The sequence below is a fragment of the Skermanella mucosa genome, assembly GCF_016765655.2.
Classification (GTDB): domain Bacteria; phylum Pseudomonadota; class Alphaproteobacteria; order Azospirillales; family Azospirillaceae; genus Skermanella; species Skermanella mucosa.
The window spans coordinates 890,441-909,406 of the sequence record NZ_CP086106.1 but is presented as its reverse complement, the minus strand read 5'-3'; the positions used below and the strand labels follow the sequence as shown (position 1 = coordinate 909,406).

16 protein-coding genes are annotated in these 18,966 nt (G+C 69.4%); 8 read left to right on the top strand and 8 right to left on the bottom strand.

Annotated elements, in window-relative coordinates; genetic code table 11:
* Nucleotides 1-30 precede the first annotated feature (30 nt).
* The 3 genes from JL100_RS04155 to JL100_RS04145 all read left to right on the top strand — a co-directional run bounded on the left by JL100_RS04155 (nt 31) and on the right by JL100_RS04145 (nt 2,615).
* On the top strand, nt 31-1,092 hold the full coding sequence (locus JL100_RS04155) for a methionine ABC transporter ATP-binding protein (RefSeq protein ID WP_202681718.1): 1,062 nt from the start codon (nt 31-33) through the stop codon (nt 1,090-1,092).
* Nucleotides 1,061-1,729 (top strand): methionine ABC transporter permease, encoded by a 669-nt coding sequence (locus JL100_RS04150; RefSeq protein ID WP_158043980.1) that lies wholly within the window; start codon nt 1,061-1,063, stop codon nt 1,727-1,729. Before JL100_RS04155 ends, JL100_RS04150 begins: the two co-directional genes overlap by 32 nt.
* Before the next feature lie 76 nt (nt 1,730-1,805).
* The gene (locus tag JL100_RS04145; protein ID WP_158043979.1) at nt 1,806-2,615 is read left to right on the top strand and encodes a MetQ/NlpA family ABC transporter substrate-binding protein; all 810 of its coding nucleotides are present in this window, start codon (nt 1,806-1,808) and stop codon (nt 2,613-2,615) included.
* 275 nt (nt 2,616-2,890) lie between these two features.
* Here JL100_RS04145 and JL100_RS04140 read toward each other — a convergent pair whose 3' ends face one another.
* The 6 genes from JL100_RS04140 to JL100_RS04115 form a co-directional block, all read right to left on the bottom strand.
* A complete protein-coding gene (locus JL100_RS04140) occupies nt 2,891-3,319 on the bottom strand; it encodes a flagellar basal body-associated FliL family protein (RefSeq protein WP_202681719.1) in 429 nt (142 codons plus the stop codon).
* Between the two features lie 95 nt (nt 3,320-3,414).
* A complete protein-coding gene (locus JL100_RS04135) occupies nt 3,415-4,329 on the bottom strand; it encodes a 4-(cytidine 5'-diphospho)-2-C-methyl-D-erythritol kinase (RefSeq protein ID WP_202681720.1) in 915 nt (304 codons plus the stop codon).
* Entirely contained in the window at nt 4,326-6,146 is a 1,821-nt protein-coding gene (locus JL100_RS04130) for a tetratricopeptide repeat protein (RefSeq protein ID WP_202681721.1), read from the bottom strand. The genes JL100_RS04135 and JL100_RS04130 overlap by 4 nt, the downstream gene beginning before the upstream one ends.
* A gap of 63 nt (nt 6,147-6,209) precedes the next feature.
* Nucleotides 6,210-7,250 (bottom strand): polysaccharide deacetylase family protein, encoded by a 1,041-nt coding sequence (locus JL100_RS04125; RefSeq protein WP_202681722.1) that lies wholly within the window; start codon nt 7,248-7,250, stop codon nt 6,210-6,212.
* Between the two features lie 508 nt (nt 7,251-7,758).
* On the bottom strand, nt 7,759-8,340 hold the full coding sequence (locus JL100_RS04120) for a DUF882 domain-containing protein (RefSeq protein ID WP_202681723.1): 582 nt from the start codon (nt 8,338-8,340) through the stop codon (nt 7,759-7,761).
* A 239-nt stretch (nt 8,341-8,579) separates the two neighbouring features.
* Nucleotides 8,580-10,259, bottom strand: a complete 1,680-nt coding sequence (locus JL100_RS04115; RefSeq protein WP_202681724.1) for a L,D-transpeptidase family protein — start codon at nt 10,257-10,259, stop codon at nt 8,580-8,582.
* Between the two features lie 271 nt (nt 10,260-10,530).
* Between JL100_RS04115 and JL100_RS04110 the strand changes: the two genes are divergently transcribed.
* Entirely contained in the window at nt 10,531-11,754 is a 1,224-nt protein-coding gene (locus JL100_RS04110; RefSeq protein ID WP_228421302.1) for a pentapeptide repeat-containing protein, read from the top strand.
* A 141-nt stretch (nt 11,755-11,895) separates the two neighbouring features.
* The gene (locus JL100_RS04105) at nt 11,896-13,866 is read left to right on the top strand and encodes a YjbH domain-containing protein (RefSeq protein ID WP_202681726.1); all 1,971 of its coding nucleotides are present in this window, start codon (nt 11,896-11,898) and stop codon (nt 13,864-13,866) included.
* Nucleotides 13,867-14,179: 313 nt separating this feature from the next.
* Here JL100_RS04105 and JL100_RS04100 read toward each other — a convergent pair whose 3' ends face one another.
* Nucleotides 14,180-14,623, bottom strand: coding sequence for a hypothetical protein (locus JL100_RS04100; RefSeq protein ID WP_202681727.1), 444 nt, complete (start codon nt 14,621-14,623; stop codon nt 14,180-14,182).
* Nucleotides 14,624-14,700: 77 nt separating this feature from the next.
* Entirely contained in the window at nt 14,701-15,687 is a 987-nt protein-coding gene (locus JL100_RS04095; RefSeq protein WP_202681728.1) for a zinc-dependent alcohol dehydrogenase family protein, read from the bottom strand.
* A 197-nt stretch (nt 15,688-15,884) separates the two neighbouring features.
* On the opposite strand from JL100_RS04095, the gene JL100_RS04090 reads away from it, so the two are divergent.
* The 3 genes from JL100_RS04090 (at nt 15,885) to JL100_RS04080 (ending at nt 18,947) form a co-directional block, all read left to right on the top strand.
* The gene (locus JL100_RS04090) at nt 15,885-16,253 is read left to right on the top strand and encodes a hypothetical protein (RefSeq protein WP_202681729.1); all 369 of its coding nucleotides are present in this window, start codon (nt 15,885-15,887) and stop codon (nt 16,251-16,253) included.
* Between the two features lie 443 nt (nt 16,254-16,696).
* The gene (locus JL100_RS04085) at nt 16,697-17,869 is read left to right on the top strand and encodes an NAD(P)/FAD-dependent oxidoreductase (protein ID WP_228421061.1); all 1,173 of its coding nucleotides are present in this window, start codon (nt 16,697-16,699) and stop codon (nt 17,867-17,869) included.
* Between the two features lie 289 nt (nt 17,870-18,158).
* Nucleotides 18,159-18,947: a lytic transglycosylase domain-containing protein gene (locus JL100_RS04080; RefSeq protein WP_202681730.1), complete on the top strand. Its 789-nt coding sequence runs from the start codon at nt 18,159-18,161 to the stop codon at nt 18,945-18,947.
* Nucleotides 18,948-18,966: the final 19 nt, after the last annotated feature.

Sequence of the window (18,966 nt, the reverse complement as noted above, 5' to 3'; positions counted from 1 at the left end):
GGCGGATTTTTGTTTTTGCGGGGTATGGGGATGATCGAGTTTCACGGTGTCGAGAAGGTGTTTCCCGGGCGGGGCGGCGGTCCCGAGGTTCGGGCGCTCGACGGGATCGACCTTTCCGTCGGCCGCGGCGAGATCTTCGGGATCATCGGCCGCAGCGGGGCGGGCAAGAGCACGCTGATCCGCGTGGTCAACATGCTGGAGCGGCCGACCGCCGGGCGCGTCACGGTCGATGGTGTCGACATGGCGGCGCTGGACGGCTCCGGCCTGCGCGCCGCCCGGCGCGGCATCGGCATGATCTTCCAGCATTTCAACCTGCTGTCGTCGCGCACCGTGTACGACAATGTGGCGCTGCCGCTGGAACTGGCCGGGCTGCGCAAGGCGGAGATCAAGGCGAAGGTGGAGCCGCTGCTCGACCTGGTCGGCCTCGGCGACAAGCGGGACCGCTATCCCGCCGAGCTGAGCGGCGGCCAGAAGCAGCGGGTCGGCATCGCCCGCGCCCTGTCCAGCGAGCCCAAGGTGCTGCTGTGCGACGAGGCGACCTCGGCGCTGGACCCGGAGACCACCACGTCGATCCTGCGCCTGCTGGCCGACATCAACGAGAAGCTCGGCCTGACCATCGTCCTGATCACCCACGAGATGGCGGTGATCAAGGAGATCTGCCACCGCGTCGCCGTCATGGAGGCCGGCCGCATCATAGAGCGCGGCGACGTGTTCGACGTGTTCACGGCGCCCCGGCACCCGACGACCCGCAGCTTCGTCTCGGCCGTGGCCGGGGCCGAGCTGCCGGAGACCCTGGCCGCCCGGCTGGTGGCGGAGCCGCTGCCCGGCGGCAACCCGGTGCTGCGCATCACCTTCAAGGGCGCCATGGCCAACACGCCGATCATCAGCCAGATGACCCGGCGCTTCGGGCTCGACGTGAACATCCTGCACGGGCGGATCGACCATATCCAGGGCGCCCCGTTCGGCATCCTGGTGGTCGAGGCGGTCGGCGGCGCCGAGGCGGTGCAGTCCGCCATCTCGTTCATCCAAGTCAACAACCTGTCGGTAGAGGTCCTCGGACATGTCCCCGCAAGTCTACGCGCTGCTGGTTAACGCCACCGTCGAAACGCTCTACATGGTGGGCCTGGCAGCGCTGCTGGGCACCCTGCTGGGGCTGCCGCTGGGCGTGCTGCTGGCGACCACCGGGCGGGGCGAACTGCTCCAGAACGTGGCGTTCAACCGGATCGCCGGCGTGGTGGTCAACGCCACCCGCTCCACCCCGTTCATCATCCTGGTCGTCGCGATCATCCCCTTCACCCGGCTGGTCGCCGGCACCTCGATCGGGACCTCGGCGGCGATCGTGCCGCTGACCGTGGCGGCGATCCCGTTCATCGCGCGCCTGATCGAGGGCGCCATCCGGGAAGTGGACCGCGGCCTGATCGAGGCGGCCGAGGCCATGGGCGCCACGCCGCTCCAGATCATCGCCAAGTTCCTGCTGCCCGAGGCGCTGCCCGGCATCGTGCTGGGCCTGACGCTCGCGGTGGTCAGCCTGATCGGCTACTCGGCCATGGTCGGCGCGGTCGGCGGCGGGGGCCTGGGCGACCTGGGCATCCGGTACGGCTACCAGCGCTTCCTGCCGGAGGTGATGGCCGCCGTCGTCCTGGTGCTGATCGTGCTGGTCCAGATCGTCCAGAGCCTGGGCGACCGGCTCGCCCGCAAGCTCAACAAGCGGGCCATCGGAACCCGCTGACCAAGACGGACAACGGTTTCGACAGCGTGAAGTCCGATAGCCTGAAATACAACAGCCTGAAGAAAGTGGGACCCTCATGAACATCCCCTCCGCCAAGATCCTGTCCCGGCGCTTCGGCGCCGCCCTGGTCGGCGCCGCCGCCATCGCCCTCGCGGGTGCTGCCTCCGCCGAGACCGTCCGGGTCGGCGTCTCGGCCGGCCCGCACGCCCAGATCCTGGACGCGGTCAAGCCGATCGCCGCCAAGCAGGGGCTGGAGATCAAGGTCATCGAGTTCACCGACTACGTCATTCCCAACGCGGCATTGGCCGCCGGCGAGATTGAGGCGAACTCCTTCCAGCACCAGCCCTATCTGGACAACCAGGTCCAGGACCGGGGGTTGGACCTGGTCTCGGTCGGCAAGACCGTGGTGTTCCCCATGGGGATCTACTCCAACAAGGTGAAGAGCCTGGCCGAGCTGCCCGAGGGCGCCACCGTCGCCGTGCCGAACGACCCGACCAACGGCGGCCGGGCGCTGCTGCTGCTGGAAGCCGAGGGCGTGATCAAGCTGGCCGAGGGCGCCGGGCTGAAGGCCACCCCGATCGACGTCGTCGAGAACCCGAAGGGCATCCGCATCGTCGAGCTGGACGCGGCGCAGCTCCCCCGCTCGCTGGGCGACGTGACGGCGGCGGCGGTCAACACCAACTACGCGCTGGAATCCGGCCTGAACCCGCTGACCGACGCGATCGCCCGTGAGAGCGCGGACTCCCCCTATACCAACGTCATCGCGGTGCGCGAGCAGGACAAGGACAAGCCCTGGGTCAAGCAGCTTGTCGAGTCTTACCACTCGCCGGAGGTCAAGCAGTTCGTCCAGGACAAGTTCAAGGGCTCGGTAGTCGCCGGCTGGTGACTCCCGGCTGTCCGGCACGGCACTTACCTATCAACCTGAAGGTGATCCTAAAAATACTTTGTCTTCCCTTTATCGTCATGCCCGGACTTGATCCGGGCATCTCCGGCCACGGAGCCCTGATGAGACCTGCGATAAGATGGCCGGATCAAGTCCGGCCATGACGAAAAGGGGGTGTTTCTGCCTACGGCCAATACTTTTCCTCATGGGGCAATCACCGTGCCGGACAGCCGTGCTGGTGACCCGGCGAGGACGTGGCGCATGGCTCGGCGGGCGGCTCAGCTCCGCCGGGTCATCGCCTTGACGATATAGACGGCCTTCACCGCGTCGGCCCCGACCACCTCGCGCAGCAGGGCCAGGATACGGCTCTTCATGTCGGTCAGCGTCTCGGCCGATACGTTGCTGCTGCCGGGGATCGGCGCCGGCGTGACGCGGGTCAGCAGCAGGTCGCGGATGCGGGGGAGCTGCTCCTCGATCCGGGTCACGGCCGCGGCGTCGGTCGCCTGGACGTCCAGGACAAGGTCGAGGCGGCCGACCATGCTGCGGTCCTCCAGAAGAAGGGGCAGCGTCAGGTTGGTGATCGGTACGCTGAGCGAGACCGGGCCTTCCTTCTTCTCGGACGCCTGCGCCTCGGACGCGGGGGCGGCGCAAGCCAGGACGCCCGCGAGGACGAGGCCCGCCCGCAGGAACTTCACGAAATCGCTCATGGACGCACCGCCGTCGGAAGGGATCGGGTTACCGGTTCCCTCCATACACCGGCACGGGCTTACCAATCGTGAAGAACCGGAAAAGAAAAAATCTCTCAGGCCAGCAGCCCGCCCGCCCGCACCCACCATCCGGGATGGTCGCTCTCCAGACCGGCGGCCGCGGCGGCGGCTGCATCCCGGTCCGCATAGAGCGCGAAGCAGGTGGCGCCGCTGCCCGACAGGCGGGCGAGCAGGCAGCCCGGCGTCCGGCCCAGCGCGTCCAGCACGTCGCCGATGGCCGGGACCAGGGTCCGCGCCGGGGCGGTCAGGTCGTTGCCCCTGCCAGCCAGCAGTTCCGCCAGGGCCGCGGCGTCGGCCGGCGGCTCCCCGTCGAAGCGGGCCGCGAGGGAGAACGGGCCGCTCCGGGCCTTGAACACCGCCGGGGTCGCCAGCGGCGTTCCCGGATTGACCAGCACCACGGCGCAGGACGGCAGCGGCGGCGCGGGATCCACGATGTCGCCGATCCCGCCGAAATAGGCGGGCCTGCCGCTGAGGCAGACCGGCACGTCGGCCCCCAGCCGGGCGGCGATCGGTGCCAGCCGGGCATCGTCCGCGCCGATGTCCCACAGCCGGGCGAGCGCCCGCAGGCAGGCGGCGGCGTCGGCCGATCCGCCGCCGATGCCGGACGCGACCGGCAGGCGCTTGGTCAGGGTGATCGCGACGCCGGGCTCGTCCCGACCGAGAGCGCGCGCGAGCAGGACGGCGGCCCGGGTCACCAAATTGTCGCCGGCGGCCTCCCCGGTCAGGGCGGGCGCGAAGAGGCCGTCGATCTCCAGCGTCAGGCGGTCGGCCGGGCGCACCGTCACGGTGTCCCGGACGTCGGCGAAGGCGACCAGGCTGTCCAGTTCATGGTAGCCGTCGGGGCGGCGGCCGAGCACGTGCAGGTAAAGGTTCAGCTTCGCCGGGGCGTGCTCGACGATCGAGGACCGGTCGGAGGTGATCGGGCCGGAGGTGATCGGGCCGGAGGTCATCTGGCGGCGGGCTGGCCCTGCGCGGGACCCGGGGGAGCCGGCGACTGCGGAGCGGGCGCGTTCAGGTCGGCGGCGGTCTGGTGGCGCGGCAGCCCGTTGTCGAGCTTGGCCTGGATCGTCTTGGCCAGTTCGGGCTCCTCCGCGTTCTGAAGCGCGCGGCGCCACTGGAAGCGGGCCTCCGCCCGGCGGCCGACCTGCCAGTAGGCGTCGCCCAGATGGTCGTTGATGGTCGCGTCGAGCGGCTTCAGCTCCACCGCGCGTTCCAGGTGGGTGACGGCGCCGCCGAAATCGCCCAGGCGGTAGAGCGCCCAGCCCAGGCTGTCGATGATGTAGCCGTCGCTCGGCTTCAGCTCGACCGCCCGCTCGATCATGGACCGGCCGCGGTCCAGGTTGACGCCCCGGTCGATCCAGGAATATCCCAGGTAGTTCAGCAGCAACGGCTGGTCGGGGGACAGTTCCAGCGCCCGCTGGAGATCCCGCTCGGCCTCGGTCCAGCGCTTGGTCTTGTCGTAGGAGATCGCGCGCGTGTAGTAGAGCAGCCAGTGGCGCGCCTGCGGCTCGCCCAGCCGTTCCAGCGCCGCGTCATAGGCGGCGATCGCCTGGTCGAACCGCTCCGCCCCGCGCTGCACGTCGCCCAGCTCGATCAGCGCGTCGGCCCGCTCGGGCCGCTCGGCGGCCATGGCGTCCAGCAGGGCCACGGCCTCGTCGGTCCTGCCCAGCTTCTCCAACAGGCCGGCGCTGCGCAGCCGGGCGGTCCAGCGCAGCCCGTCGCCGCCGCCGACAGCGGCGTATTCCGCCAGCGCCGCCTCGTGGCGGGTGCGCTGGGCCAGGATGTCGCCGATCATCAGGCGGGCGAGCGGCAGGTCGGCGCGCAGATGGACCGCGATGCGGCCGTACATCAGCGCCAGTTCGCCGGCACCCTCCTGGTTCAGGGCGCTCGCGATGTCGAACAGCGCCTCGGCGATGCCCTGGCGCGGGTCCGCGACGGTCGGGGCCGGCTTCTCGCCGCGTGCCAGCCGGTCCAGGTCGCCCTGGAGCAGCAGGGTTCCGGGATTGTCGGCGATGAATTTTTCATAGAGGGCGCGGGCTTCCTCCGTCCGTCCGGCCCGCTCGAAGAAGCCCCCGACGGTCTGGACGATCCGCAGCGGCGCCCCGGCGCCGATCGCCTTCAGGAACCAGCTCTCCGCGGCGACGGCGTCGCCGGTATGCTCCGCGATCAGCCCGGCATGGTAATTGTGCAGGACCGCGAAGCCCTGCGCCCTGGACATGGGTTTCAGCGCGGCCCAGGCGGCCGGCAGGTCGCCCCGGCCGACGGCGATCCAGGCCAGCATGATCGGTTCGACATAGCGGGCCAGCGCGCCGTCGGTGCCGCCGGCAAGCCGGGCCTGCGCCTCCGCGAAGCGTCGGGCGATCACGTCGTCCGCCGCCAGAAGCGTCGCCGCCAGATGATTGCCGGGTTCCGCCACGGTAAGCCGGCGCGCCAAGCCGGCGGCATCGGCCAGCCGTCCGTCGCCCAGCTGCAACAGGTATGTCTGCCGGAGAAGCGCCAGGTTTCCCGGATCGTCGGCCAGCGCCCGCGCCATGAACTCGGCCGCCGCTGCCCAGTCGTCGGACTGCTGCGCGTGCCGGCCGGCCAGGTAGCTGCCGGTGACCGTCGTGACCGCGGACAGGGTTTCGACGGACAGCCGGCCCTCGGTCCCCGCCTGTGCCGTCATCGCGCGGGCCGGAGCCGGAGCCGAGGCCCCGCCGACGGCAATGGCTCCCGCCATGGTACCGGCGAGAAAGCCGCGCTTCAGAGCGACGAAGAGAGTGTCCATGCCGTCCTCATCCTGCCCCGGCCGAGCCGGTCCATCCATACCTGATGGACTATACCGTAGCGGTCAACTCCTTAAGCCATCAATAACCACGTTGCCGCCCGACGCCATCGCCTCGATCGGGTCGGCGATCGGCTGGACCGCCGTGGCGAAGCCCGAGCGGAACTCGGCCAGGGTGGCTCCTTCGAACCGGGCGGCGGCTTCGTGGAAGACGGAGTCGATATCGGCGTAGAGCCGCTCGATCGACTCCGCGTCGCGGAATGTCGGGCTGCCTCCCGGCATGAACTCGGAGGAATGCAGCATGAATTCCACATGGGCGGCCCCGGCCGCCGCCTCGGACCGCACCAGGGTCACCATGTCGGCGCCGTTCCTGCCGTTCGGGCGCAGCCAGTGGTTCTTCAGCATCCGGTTGAGCAGCCGCACCGGGAGGCCGCCCTGCGGCAGGTATCCGTCGAAGACGTCGCGCAACGCCGGCGGCAGGCGCTTGCATACCGTCATCGGCACTTCCAGGAGCTGCGACTGGCCCGGCCGGCTGATGTCGGCGGGATCGACGAAATAGGGAACGCTGGGATAGCCCTGGTAATTGGTGCCGCCGCCGCCGGCCGGATCGCCCGGGGTCCCGCGCCAGTCCACATGAGGCGTCACCGAGCAGTCGGCCAGGTAGCCGTGCTCGATCAGGATGCCGGCATAGGTCTCGTTCATCGCCCACCGCCCGGCGCGGTGGCTGGTGATCGGCGTGTCGAAGACGTCCTGCAGCAGCTTGGTCATATAGTCGATCTTGGCCCTCATGGCCTCGACCGGATACTCGATCAGGTACGGCTTGTACTTATGGTCGTCCTTGGTGAGCGGTGCCGACGGCGGGGAGTCCCACGCGTGCAGATGCATGCCGACCTCGCCCTGCCCCCGCGCCAGGACGTCCCGGCCGAACTCGACGAAGGCCGGCGAAACGGCCATCTCGTGGTTCACCAGATATGTCGGCTTCAGCCCGTGCCGTTCGCAAAGATCCTGGAAGCGTGGCAGATACGCGGCATTGCGCGTGGTGGTTTCACGCGGACCGTTCCATATGTTGTCGCCCTCGGTATCTATCGTGATGATGAATTTACCCAACGAATGTCCCCTGGGCTGAAAATGCCTGCATCGACAACCACCAAAACAGCTGTCTGTCCCCGATCCATGAAGCAATACATTGCTTCGAAAAGAGGAAATGATCAAGTGACCCATTATTTCACTTAAAGCGCCAGGAGTGCGCTACCAGTGCCGACAGCCGGAAGAAAATCGGCTACCCCGATCGCAGAAATCGTTTGCCCCGTCCCGGTATGCTTTTTATTTCGAGGATAACACCCCTCAAACGTTACTTCGAACGGAATAGACTTTTAATGAAAAATATTTTGATCTACCGTAACCCTTCGAGTAATTGGCAGATCGCACCAAGCAGCACTAGACTTGCGGCCATGTCGCTCACCTTACACGAAGGTGCCGGGCATGTTTCTACGCCATAAACCAGAAGCGCCCGCCCCCGATTCATCTATCGAGGGAATGGGCGGATGCAGATAAAAATTCGTTCGATGATGAAAAAAGCGGCAAAACTACTTCGGGAGTGCCGCCATCTCCGCAGTCACCAGGAGCGGACCGGCCCGACATCCACATGGACGAAATCGCTCTGGGGATAGAAGCCGACGCCGCCCGCCCGCAGGCGCAGAGCCGCGCGCCTGACGATCCGGGTGTCGGTCCCCGGCGCCCGGATGTCGATCGCCATCCCGCGCATGTGGAAACTGCTCCGGGCAACCCCGCCGCCTCCGGTTTCCCGAAGCATCTCGTTGGTTTCCGGCGAGCGGTAGCCGGAAATGACGTGTAGCGGCGCACGGATGCCGAGCCGGGATTGCAGGGAGTGGAGCGTGTCCAGCAGCCCGGGGTCGATCGGGTGTACCGCGTCGGTGCGATGGTCCCGCAGGATCCTGTCGATGGCGCGCAGCGCGTCGCGCTGATAACGCCCCCGGGTCCAGTATTCCGCCGTCAGCCTCTCGCCGGTATGGGTGTTCAGGAGGGACACCCGGCGGGGCGGAACGACCCGGCTGGCGGCCAGGGCCTGGACGGGATCCAGGACGAAGGCGGTGGCGGCGGCGGCAAGGCCGAAGCCGAGGAATGAACGACGTCCGACCGTATCTGCCCGGCACTGCTCCGCGCGCTCGTCCCGCATCGTCCCGCCCCCAGTGAAAAACGCCTAAAATTCCAAATAAAACCCATCGACGGTATGAATATGTCGTCGTGACTGCCCCAGCATTGCCGGGGCGGGTTAAGCAAAGGTTTACATACACGGGAGAAGCCGCTGATACCGCTATAATCCGGCGGTTGCGAGGTGATTTTTTCGAGACATGCCGAGGAGCCTCGGTCGCCGGTCGCGGGCGGGCCGCGCCGGGGCGACCGGCGCGAGGCGGGTCAGTTCACCGCCTGCGCCACCGTCTGCTGCACCGGCAGCCGCTTCGTCAGGGCGTTCATGAAGGCGCCGTCGTGGTCGTAGATGTCGTCGCGGAACTGGGTCCGGCCGGCGTCGTCGACGAAGACGGTCTGGTACGTCAGGTGGACCGGGATGGATTGCCGCAGCCAGACGGTCTTTGTTTCCCCGGCGTCGAGCACCTGCCGGCGGCGCTCCGCCGTCCAGTCCTCCATCCCCTCCATCAGGAACCCGGCCAGGGCGTCGGGGTTGCCGACGCGGACGCAGCCCGACGACAACCCGCGGGCGTTGCGGCTGAACTTGTCGCGCGCCGGGGTGTCATGCAGATAGACGTCGAAATCGTTGGGGAACATGAACTTGACCTGGCCCAGGGAGTTCTTCGGCCCCGGGTCCTGGCGCATCCGGTAGCGCGTGATCCTGGGTCCGACGCCGCGCCAGTCGATCCCCCGCGCGTCGATCCTCCGCGCGCCGGCGGCCCAGCTCTCGTACAAGGTAATGTCGTGTTCCTTCAGGTAGCCGGGATTGCGGATCAGCTTCGGCAGGATGTCGTTGCGGGCGACGGTCGGCGGGATCGTCCAGGTCGGATTGAACACCAGATGGGTGATGCGGTGGCTGAAAACCGGCGTCGGCCGTTCCACGGTGCCGACGATCACGGGCATGCGCAGCGGATCGGCGCCCGGCGCCACCGCCTTGAGCGTGTAGCCGGGTATGTTCACCATGACGTGCCGCTCGCCCAGGTCGTCCTCCAGCCAACGCCAGCGCTCCATGTTGGCGATGATCTGGCCGACCCTCCGGGCGGCGGGGACGTTGAGGGCCGCCCGCGTCGAGACCCCGACCACGCCGTCCTGGTCGAGGCCGTTGTAGGACTGGAACCGCTTCACCGCCGCCTGGAGCGGCCCGTCGTACAGCGTGGAGGAGAGGTCCTTGCCGGCATAGTCGCCGGTCGCGGCGAGGCGCCGCCGCAAGGCCGGCACGCCGGCATCCTGCATGCCCGGCTTCAGCACCGGCCCGTCGCCCGCCGCGGGCCAGCCGCCCGCCGCCGCGACCGCCCGGTAGCGCTTCAGCACGTCGCGCAGGGCCGCGTATTGCGGATGGGGCGGCGTGAAGCCGATCAGGAAGGCGGCGAGGTCGGGCGCCGCCAGGGCGGTCCGCGCGATCTCCTGCGGGTCGAGGCGGGGCGGCACGGCGGCCAGGTCCGGGGCGATCTGGCGGGGCGTCAGGCGCCCGGCGCGCAGGTCGACCGCATACTCCATGACCGCGTCGGTGATCAGCAGGTCCAGTTCGGCCAGCGTCGCCACGCCGGCCATGCCCTGCCGCCGCTCGATCGCGTCGGGATGGTAGTGCTGCGGCTCCAGCCCTTCCCGCTCCGCCTGCCTGACCAGTGCCACCAGCCCGGGTGCCGCGGGAGCAAGGCCGGCGCCGTCGGTCCAGGCCGGATCGAAGCCCCTCTCGGCATAGAAACGGCGGAGTGCCGCAAGATTGCGCAGACGTTGGCCGTCCACTTCGAGCGGTCCGTCCTTGCTGAGCCGGCGCGCGATCGCGACATCGGCTTCGGTCGCCTCGGCCAGCGTCGGAAGCAACGGCTCGACCGCCTGCGCCGACGCCGCGCCCGGCAATCCGCCGAGAGCGCAAAGGACCAGGACTCCACGGAAAAGGGCTCTCATCGACTTTCCACCACAACTCTTTCGGTCCGACTATACACCTAAATGAAGTGGTAGGCACCTTGGTTCCAATTTTGTCCCGGATCGTGGTCCGGCGACCACGCCGGGCTGGCTTCGAGGGCAGGCTTCGAGGGCAACCGCAAAATCATAAGGGTTTATTGTTCTGTAATGAATTACGGCCATTCTGCACGCAAAGCATGAGCGGACACCAGGGTGCTCGCCTGGTGCTAAGATCCGCCGACGGAAGACGATGACGCCCGAATTCTTGCAGGATGTGTTGGACAGGCACTCGCGCTGGGTCAGGGGTCTGGCGGGCGGGGCGTGCGCCAATCTTTCGCTGTCGAACCTCGAAGGACTGGATCTCCGCGGCGTCGACTTGCGCGGCGCCATCCTGGGCGGCGCCAAGCTTGCCAGGACCACCCTGGCGGGCGCGCATCTGTCCGGCGCCGACCTGTTCTGCGTCGACCTGCGCCACTGCGACCTGCGCGGCGCAGACCTTTCCGGCACCGATCTGCGCGGCGCCCGGCTCCATTCGGCGGACTGCACCGGGGCGAACTTCCGGGATGCCGATCTGCGCGAGGGGAACCTGGTGCCCCCCGCCGACGGCGGCCCGCCGGACCTGGGGGCCATGCCTCGTACCCCCCGGCACGGCCTGCCGACGCGGGACAGGACGGTGCCGCCCCGCCTGCCGGTGCCCGCCGGACTGTGTTCGCGGACCGACCTGACCGCCGCGTCGCTGCGGCGCGCCGACCTCACCGGGGCGGACCTGACCGGGTGCAACCTGCAGAATGCGGATCTCAGCGAAGCCGACCTGACCGGCACGAACCTGTCGGAATGCCGCCTGTGCGGCGCGAACCTGGACGGCGCGGCCCTGGTCGGCACCCGGTTCCACAACGCGGATCTGGTCGGCACCCGGCTTTCGGGCTGCGACCTGACCCATGCCGACCTGGCCGGCGCGCACTTCACCAAGATGCTGGACACCCTGGGACTGGAGATCCAGCGGGTGATCAACAACCATGAGCGCTGGATCGGGAGCGGCGGCGCGCGGGGCGCCCGGGCCGAGCTGGACGGCGCCGACCTCAACCGCGTCGATCTGCGCAACGTCAACCTGAGCGGCGCCACCCTGCGCGGAGCGTCGCTGGTCAAGGCCCTGCTGGCGGGCGCCAAGATGATCATGGCCGACCTGTCCGGCGCCGACCTGTCCGGTGCCAACCTCAGCGGGGCCGACCTGTCCGGCGCCAACCTCGGCTATGCCCGCCTGATCGGCGCGGACCTGCACGACGCGCTTCTGTGCCCCGCGCAGATCCTGGACGGCAACGGCAAACCGAGCGGCCGGATCTGGGCGACCTCCCTGCTCGGGGCGGACCTGCGCCGCGCCCATCTGGTGGGTACGCAGCTGGCCTCGGCCAACCTCAGCGAGGCGAACCTCGACCTCGCCGACCTGGAAGGCGCCGACCTGACCGGGGCCAAGCTGCCCGGAGCGACCTATCTCCGCTGACGGGGCCTGTGCGACGCTCCGGTGGTTGCACACGCATGCATGCCGCGTCTAAATAGGAGACGTCTCCAAGTTCCTATACGGTCGGTGCGCGTGTCGGCAATGGTTCCATCCACCGGGTCATGCAGGCACGCCCTCGTCGGTATGGCGGCGCTCCTGGCTGCCACCCTGGCTTCTCCCGCGGGTGCCGGCCCCTCCCTGACCGACACCGGCGGAGCCGGGCTGCTGCAGGTCCCCGGCGCCCGCATGCTGCCGCCCGACACCCTGGCCATGGGCGCGGCCTGGACGCCGCTGTACCGGCACGGCTTCGTCACGCTCCAGGCCCTGCCGGACCTGGAGGCGACGCTCCGCCAGTCCACCGGTGTCGCGACTTTCGAGCGTCCTGGTGGACAGTGGGGCGGGCTGGACCTGAAGCTCAGGCTGCTGCGCGAGAACGCCACCCGGCCCGAGGTCGCGGTCGGTGCCCGCGGCCTGTTCCAGGGCGGCGGGCAGGCCGCCCGCTACCTCGTGATGAGCCGGCGGTGGTTCGACACCGACTGGACCCTGGGGCTCGGCTGGGGCCGGTTCGGGCAGGGAAACCTGTTCGGCTCCGGCCTCTCGCCGATCGGCGGGGTCGAGATCCGGACCCCGGTCGACGGACTGTCGCTGAAACTCGACTATACCGGCGACCTGCTGCGGGCCGAGCGGGCGGCCCATCCCGGCTTGTCCCGCCCGTTCCCGGTGAATGTCGGGCTGGCGTGGCGCCCCCTGCCCTGGATCGAGGTCGGCGCCGGGCTCGAGCAGGGGCATTTCGCCATGCTGCGGGCAGCGCTCGTCCTCGACGCCGCCGGGCTGGACGGTCGCGCCTCCGCCGATCCGCCCGGAAAAGACGCCCGCCCCCCGCTGGGAGCCCGCCCGGCCCGGACGACGCCGCGGACCGCCGAGCGGCGCATCCTGGCGGCGCTCCGCTCCGCCGGGATGGCCGCCCGGGCGGTCAGGGTCGACGACCAGGAGGCCACGGCCTGGCTGGACGAGGTTCCCGACGGACCGCCCGCCCGCACGGCCGGCCGGGCAGCCCGGGTCATGGCGGCGCGCGCACCGGCAGAGGTCGAGATGCTCACCGTGGTGCTCGGCCCGGCGGAGCTCAACGGGACCGCGGTGTCCATCCTGCGCGCCGACCTGGAGCGCGCCGGCCGCAACGCCGGTTCGCCCGCCGAGATCCGGCGGACGGCGGAGCTGAACCGCGCCGCGAGCACCGACGCCCCGCCGCGGCCGCCGGGCGAGCGCTGGGACTTCAGGCTGACCCCGCGGCTCGAACTGGCGCCCGCCTTCCGCTCCGGCTCGCCGGCCTACCGCGCGACCCTCGACGCCGCGGTGGTCAGCGGGCTGGCGGGCGGTTTCGTCACCGGCGCCGGGCTGCGCTTCAACCTGGGCGGCGACCTGGCCGGGCTGCGGGCCGGTGAGCGCGACGAGCCCGACGCGGGCCTGCCCACGGTGCGCGGCGATATCGCCCGGTACGCCGACGGCGTCGCCGTCACGGCCGACCACCTGTACACCGCGTGGCTGTGGAACCCGGTCTCCGACTGGCATGCCCGCCTGTCCGCGGGACATCTGGACGAGATGTTCGGCGGCTGGGAAGGCGAGGTGCTGTACCGGCCGTTCGGCGCCCGCTGGGCGGTCGGAATCGATGCCGACCTGGTGGCGAAGCGGGTTCCCGGCAACCTGCTCTATTTCGAGGCGCAGGGCTACGCCTCGGCCCATGCCAGCCTGTATTACGAGAGCCGCGACGGCCTGACGCATGGGACGATCAGGGCCGGCCGCTACCTGGCGGGCGACCTCGGGGCGACCTTGGAGCTGAGCCGGGGCTTCGAGGGCGGCGTGCGCATCGGCGCCTATGCGACGGTCACCGACGCGGGAACCGGGGCGATGGACCAGGGGATCAGCATCCGCATACCGCTCGGACTGCTGCCGGGACCGCTGTCCGGTTCCGGGCGCGGGCTGGCGTCGGAAGCGGCCGTCAGATCCCTGGGACGGGATGCCGGCCAGCGGGTCGACCAGCCCCTGCGCCTGTACGACCTGACGGGGCGCTCCGGCGTCGGCCGGATCATGGGGACCTGGGACCGCCTGCTGGAGTGAGCCGGCCGGACGGTGCCGCACCCGGAGGGTATCGCCAGAGCGGTTTCCGACCAGGTCGAACCGCTCCGGTCCATGCGGCCTGCCGCCCAACGCATCGGTCCGGCTGCCCTGGGGCGGATCGACCTGATCGGGCACCGCTCCAGCGGGGGCGACGCAGCCGTAATTCAGGTTCTTGCCACAGATTACGGCGATGGACAAAGATACGGGCTGGATAATCTGAGGATATCGCCGTCATCTGTGGCCGATTTTCTTCATCCCATGCCGGCTTCGAACAAGGCAGGCCGGATGCGGATCCATCTGATCGGGCACCGCTCTATTGCTGGACGGTGACCGCGCCGGTCGCCGGATCGATCACGACGTTGACCCAGACCCCTTCCACGGTCCGCACCTCGGCCGCGTAGTTCTCCCCGATCTTGCGGAAATTGCGCATCTCCGCGAAGCCCATGCCGCCGAAGCGGTTCAGCAGGCTGGTCTGCACCAGTTCCATCTCTCGCTGGTCGTCGCCCATGCGGTCGGTGACGGACGGGCGCCCCTGCTCCAGGCTGAGCTGGGTCCCGGTCGAGGCGCCGGAAGACGGGGCCATCGGAACCGCCGGCGAAGCCTGGGTGCGGCCGGTGGCGGACGGCTGCATCTGGCGGTTGGGGGTCGCCGTGACGGCGGGCGCGGACTGCTGGGCCGCCAGCGGTCCGGCGGCGCCGAGGATGATGGCTCCGAGCATGACGGGAATCGCCATGGCCGGAGCGCGGTTCGTCTTCATGATGGAGTCCTCCTCTTTTTTGCGGCAGGTTCTATGCACCAGGGCGAAGGTCCGGGGAAATCCTAAATACTGGTAGCCTACCCGCCGAGCAGGACCTTGCCGGGACGGCCGGAAGATTCCGCGGCCATGACCGCATCGCGGATATCGGCCAGATCATAGACGGCGGATACCGGAAGATCGACCTCCCCTTGGGCCAGAAGGCCGAATACATGGGAGATGGCGTCGCTTCGCACGTCGTCCGGCGCCTGCCTGGCCCAGTCGGCCAGCCAGAATCCCCTGATCGACAGGGTCTTGAAGATCATGTCGGACACCGGGACCGGGATCGGCTCGCCGGACATCAGCCCATAGACCAGCATCGTGCCTCCCGGCGCCAGCGCGCCGGCCGCCGCAGCCCCGACCGCGCCGCCGACCGCCTCGATCGCGCCGTCGGCGCCCCGGCCGCCGGTCAGTTCCAGCACGCGCCCGCGCAGGTCCTCGTCAGCGGTCGAGACGACGGCGTGGGCACCGAGCGCCATCAGCTCGTCGGCCTGGGCCGGCCGGCGGACGGTGCCGATCACTTTGAAGCCGAGACGCCGGGAGAGCTGGATGACGATGCGCCCCAGGGCGGAGCCGGCCGCCGTCACCAGCACCGTGTCGCCCGGCTTGAGCTTCAGCTCCTCCACCGCCATCAGCCAGGCGGTGACCGGGTTGACGAAAGCCTGCGCCGCGACTTGGTCGGGCATGGCGTCCGGGATCGGGAGCAGCGCCGCCGCCTTGACGCAGGCATATTCCTGCCAGGCCGGGCTCCCCAGGGGCATGACCCGGCTGCCGACCGTCAGGCCGGGCCGCTCCGCGACGCCTTCGCCCAGTTCCTCGATCACCCCGACGCCCTCCATCCCGGCGGTCGCCGGCAGCTGCGGCAACTGCCCGTAGAGGCCGCGGACCTGGAGCAGGTCCGCCGGGTTGATCGAGCGCAGCCGGAGGCGCACCAGCGCCTCGCCGGGACCGGGCCGGGGTTTTTCCCGCTCTTCCAGGAACAGGACGTCGGACGGCTCGCCGAAGCGCTCGTACCGAATACTTCGCATAGCCAGGCTTTCTCTGGTTGAGTTGATCCCAATACGTTAACCATCACAGGCGGAGGCGGTTGCGAGTCGCCCCGAAGCACCCCGACCGTTTCCGCAATTTCGGCGAGTCCTTGGGGGAACACAGGGGCATGGCCGGCGTTAATCAGCCGAATGGGCAGGATTGCCCTGTCCGGGCGGACACTGAGGAGCCCCCACCGATGAGCATCAGCCAGCGTGCAGACATCCACAGGATGGCCACGAAGATCGCCTTGTCGTATGCCCGATCCCACAACGAGACGTTCGACGCCTTCCCGCAGCTTTTCCGCACCGCCTACCATGGGTTGCTCTCCTGCACGGAGCCGCCGCAGGACGCCGCCGTCCCGGCGCGGAGAACCGCCGGCCCCGCCAAGCCGGCGGCGCCCGCGCGGACGGCGGCTCCACCCAGACCGGCGCCGGCGCGGGTGACGGCTCCGCCGAAGCCCCAGGCCGCGGCCAAGCCGCAGCGGGCCGGCACCAACGGGACCGGCCGGGGCCGGCCGACATGGACTCCGGCCAACGCGCTCGGCAAGACGGGCACGAGGCGCTGAAAGGAAAATTTTGAACCGCCAAGGGAACGCGCCGTGCCGGCTTAATGTTATCGATGCATAACTTCGGCAATCCTTGGATCAGTGCCGGATGTCCAAAAGTCCTCGGACCGCGGACCCCCGGGCCTCGATCGAAACGACTGCCGTCGTACGGCGAATGACGGTCTGGATCGGCGCCGCCGGACCGTCGTTTCTGCAGTACCCGGCGCCGGGTCCGGACGAAGTGGGGTTCGGGCCGTTTCTCTATCCCAATGCCTCTCGATGTTTAGCCTCGCACTGGCAAGGGCGGTGTTCCCCGAAGGGGACGCCGCCCTCTTTCTTGGGCGCGTTCGTCGGAGCCATGGACGCACCCCGCCGCCGCGCGGCATAGTGGCCGCTGGACAGGTTGGCGGACCGGGCCGGCGCGCAGGCGGGCCGATCCGCGAGGATCAGCGATCAGTCAGGTGATGATGAGCGAAATTCAGCCGAACCGCGCCCTGGACGGCGTGGCCCCGGAAAGAGTCGATTGCGTGGTGATCGGCGCGGGAGTGATCGGGCTGGCGGTGGCCCGCCAGCTGGCGCTGGCCGGCCGGGACGTCGTCCTGTTGGAAGGGTCGGACTGCATCGGCAGCGGCACCAGCTCGCGCAACAGCGAGGTCATCCATGCCGGCCTCTATTATCCCAAGGGCAGCCTGAAGGCGCGGCTGTGCGTCCGGGGCCGCGACGCGCTTTACGCCTATTGCGCCGACCGGGGCGTTCCCCATCGCCGCTGCGGCAAGCTGCTGGTCGCGACCGACGAGAGCCAGCGCGGCAAGCTCTCCGAGATCGACGCCAAGGCCCGGGCCAACGGCGTGACCGATCTGGAATGGCTGGGCGCCGCCGACGTCGCGGCGCTGGAGCCGGCGCTGCACACCGTCGGCGCCCTGCATTCCCCGTCGAGCGGCATCGTGGACACCCACGGGCTGATGCTGGCCTACCAGGGCGAGCTGGAGGACCATGGCGGCATGGTGGCCTTCAACAGCCCGGTCGCCGGCGGGCGGGTCACCGACGACGGCATCATCATCGAGACGGGCGGCCCGGAGCCGTTCCGCCTGATCGCCAACCTGGTGGTCAATTCGGGCGGGCTGTTCGCCCAGGAGATCGCCCGGTCGATCCAGGGCATCCCGGCGGATTCGATCCCGCCGATCCATCTGGCGAAGGGCAATTACTTCTCGCTCGCCCGGCGGGCGCCGTTCAGCCGGCTGATCTATCCGGTGCCGGAACCGGGCGGCCTGGGCGTCCACCTGACGCTCGACCTGGCCGGGCAGGCGCGGTTCGGACCGGATGTCGAATGGATCGACCGGATCAACTACGACGTGGACATCCGCCGCGCCGACAAGTTCTACGGAGCGATCCGCCGCTACTGGCCGGACCTGCCCGACGACGCGCTCCAGCCCGGCTACGCCGGCATCCGGCCGAAGCTGGTCGCGGCCGGGGCGGCCGACGCCGACTTCATGATCCAGGGACCGCGCCAGCACGGCGTGCCCGGCTTGCTCAACCTCTACGGCATCGAATCGCCCGGCATCACCGCCTCGCTCGCCATCGCGGCGGAGGCGGAGGCGGTCCTGCTGGAGCGCGAGACGGCACCCCTCCAGGCCTGAACCGGTCCCTCACGCCGGCGGGGCCTCCCCGCTTCGCCGGGTATCGACCGGAGAAGCGGGGCGGCCGGCGGCGAGCATCGGGGTGAACCGGATGGGCTTCCCGATAGCCGAAAGTTGCTCTTGGGCAACGAGACGCCCTGTGTTACTTCGAACAGGTCAGTCTTGATCAAAAGAAAGTCGCTCGGCAATGAAGGCAATCCGACGAACGTTGATTATTTTCGGCCTTTGCTTCAGTTCTATTCCTGCATATGCCGCAACGCCGGATCGCGCTGTACTTGCCCTTGAAACTTTGGCCCATTCCGGAAGCACGCGGGCCCAGTTCGAACTGGGCCGGCGGTTCGAGAACGGCGTCGGGGTCGCCCTCGATTTCGGCCGGGCGTTCAGCCTGTACTGCCAGGCGGCGGCGAAGGGGCATCCGATCGCGGCGTACCGGCTCGCCCGGCTCTATCTCGCCGGCAAGGGCGCGCCGCGCGACCAGGCCATGGCGGCCGCCTGGATCCGCCGCGCGATCGAGTTGGGCCACATCGATGCCCGCGAGTTGACGCCCCAGGTCGCGGGCGTCAAGCAGGTCCAGGCACCGGGCTGCTATGTCCCCGGCGTCCGCGGCGCCGGCCACCTGCCCGCCCCGGCGAAGATCGAGAAGATGGTCCGGTCGATGGCGCCGGGCTACGGCCTCGACCCCGATTTCGTGCTGGCGATCATGCAGATCGAATCCGGCTACCGGGCCGACGCGGTGTCGCCGCGCAACGCCCAGGGGCTGATGCAGCTGATCCCGGACACGGCGGAGCGCTTCGGCGTCAAGGACCCGTTCGACCCGAAGGAGAACATCCAGGGCGGCATGCGTTACCTGCGCTGGCTGATGGCCTATTTCCGGGGCGACGTGGCGCTGGTCGCCGCCGCCTACAATGCCGGCGAGGGCGCGGTGGAGCGCCACCGCGGCATTCCCCCCTACCGCGAGACCGAGGCCTATGTGAAGCGCCTGAGCGGCGTCTACCCCCGCAAGCGCCATCCCTACGAACCCAGCATCGCCAAGGCGTCCGGCGTCTTCGCCTCGTCCGAGGTGGCCGAGCTGGACTGACCCGGTCCGGCCCGGGATT

Excerpts from the sequence above, each read along its gene's own strand:
- JL100_RS04120 (WP_202681723.1), bottom strand. The coding sequence starts at position 8,340 with ATGCGGGACGAGCGCGCGGAGCAGTGCCGGGCAGATACGGTCGGACGT.
- JL100_RS04155 (WP_202681718.1), top strand. The coding sequence starts at position 31 with ATGATCGAGTTTCACGGTGTCGAGAAGGTGTTTCCCGGGCGGGGCGGC.
- JL100_RS04130 (WP_202681721.1), bottom strand. The coding sequence starts at position 6,146 with ATGGACACTCTCTTCGTCGCTCTGAAGCGCGGCTTTCTCGCCGGTACC.
- JL100_RS04085 (WP_228421061.1), top strand. The coding sequence starts at position 16,697 with ATGATGAGCGAAATTCAGCCGAACCGCGCCCTGGACGGCGTGGCCCCG.
- JL100_RS04095 (WP_202681728.1), bottom strand. The coding sequence starts at position 15,687 with ATGCGAAGTATTCGGTACGAGCGCTTCGGCGAGCCGTCCGACGTCCTG.
- JL100_RS04100 (WP_202681727.1), bottom strand. The coding sequence starts at position 14,623 with ATGAAGACGAACCGCGCTCCGGCCATGGCGATTCCCGTCATGCTCGGA.
- JL100_RS04090 (WP_202681729.1), top strand. The coding sequence starts at position 15,885 with ATGAGCATCAGCCAGCGTGCAGACATCCACAGGATGGCCACGAAGATC.
- JL100_RS04150 (WP_158043980.1), top strand. The coding sequence starts at position 1,061 with ATGTCCCCGCAAGTCTACGCGCTGCTGGTTAACGCCACCGTCGAAACG.
- JL100_RS04140 (WP_202681719.1), bottom strand. The coding sequence starts at position 3,319 with ATGAGCGATTTCGTGAAGTTCCTGCGGGCGGGCCTCGTCCTCGCGGGC.
- JL100_RS04145 (WP_158043979.1), top strand. The coding sequence starts at position 1,806 with ATGAACATCCCCTCCGCCAAGATCCTGTCCCGGCGCTTCGGCGCCGCC.
- JL100_RS04115 (WP_202681724.1), bottom strand. The coding sequence starts at position 10,259 with ATGAGAGCCCTTTTCCGTGGAGTCCTGGTCCTTTGCGCTCTCGGCGGA.
- JL100_RS04105 (WP_202681726.1), top strand. The coding sequence starts at position 11,896 with ATGGCGGCGCTCCTGGCTGCCACCCTGGCTTCTCCCGCGGGTGCCGGC.
- JL100_RS04135 (WP_202681720.1), bottom strand. The coding sequence starts at position 4,329 with ATGACCTCCGGCCCGATCACCTCCGGCCCGATCACCTCCGACCGGTCC.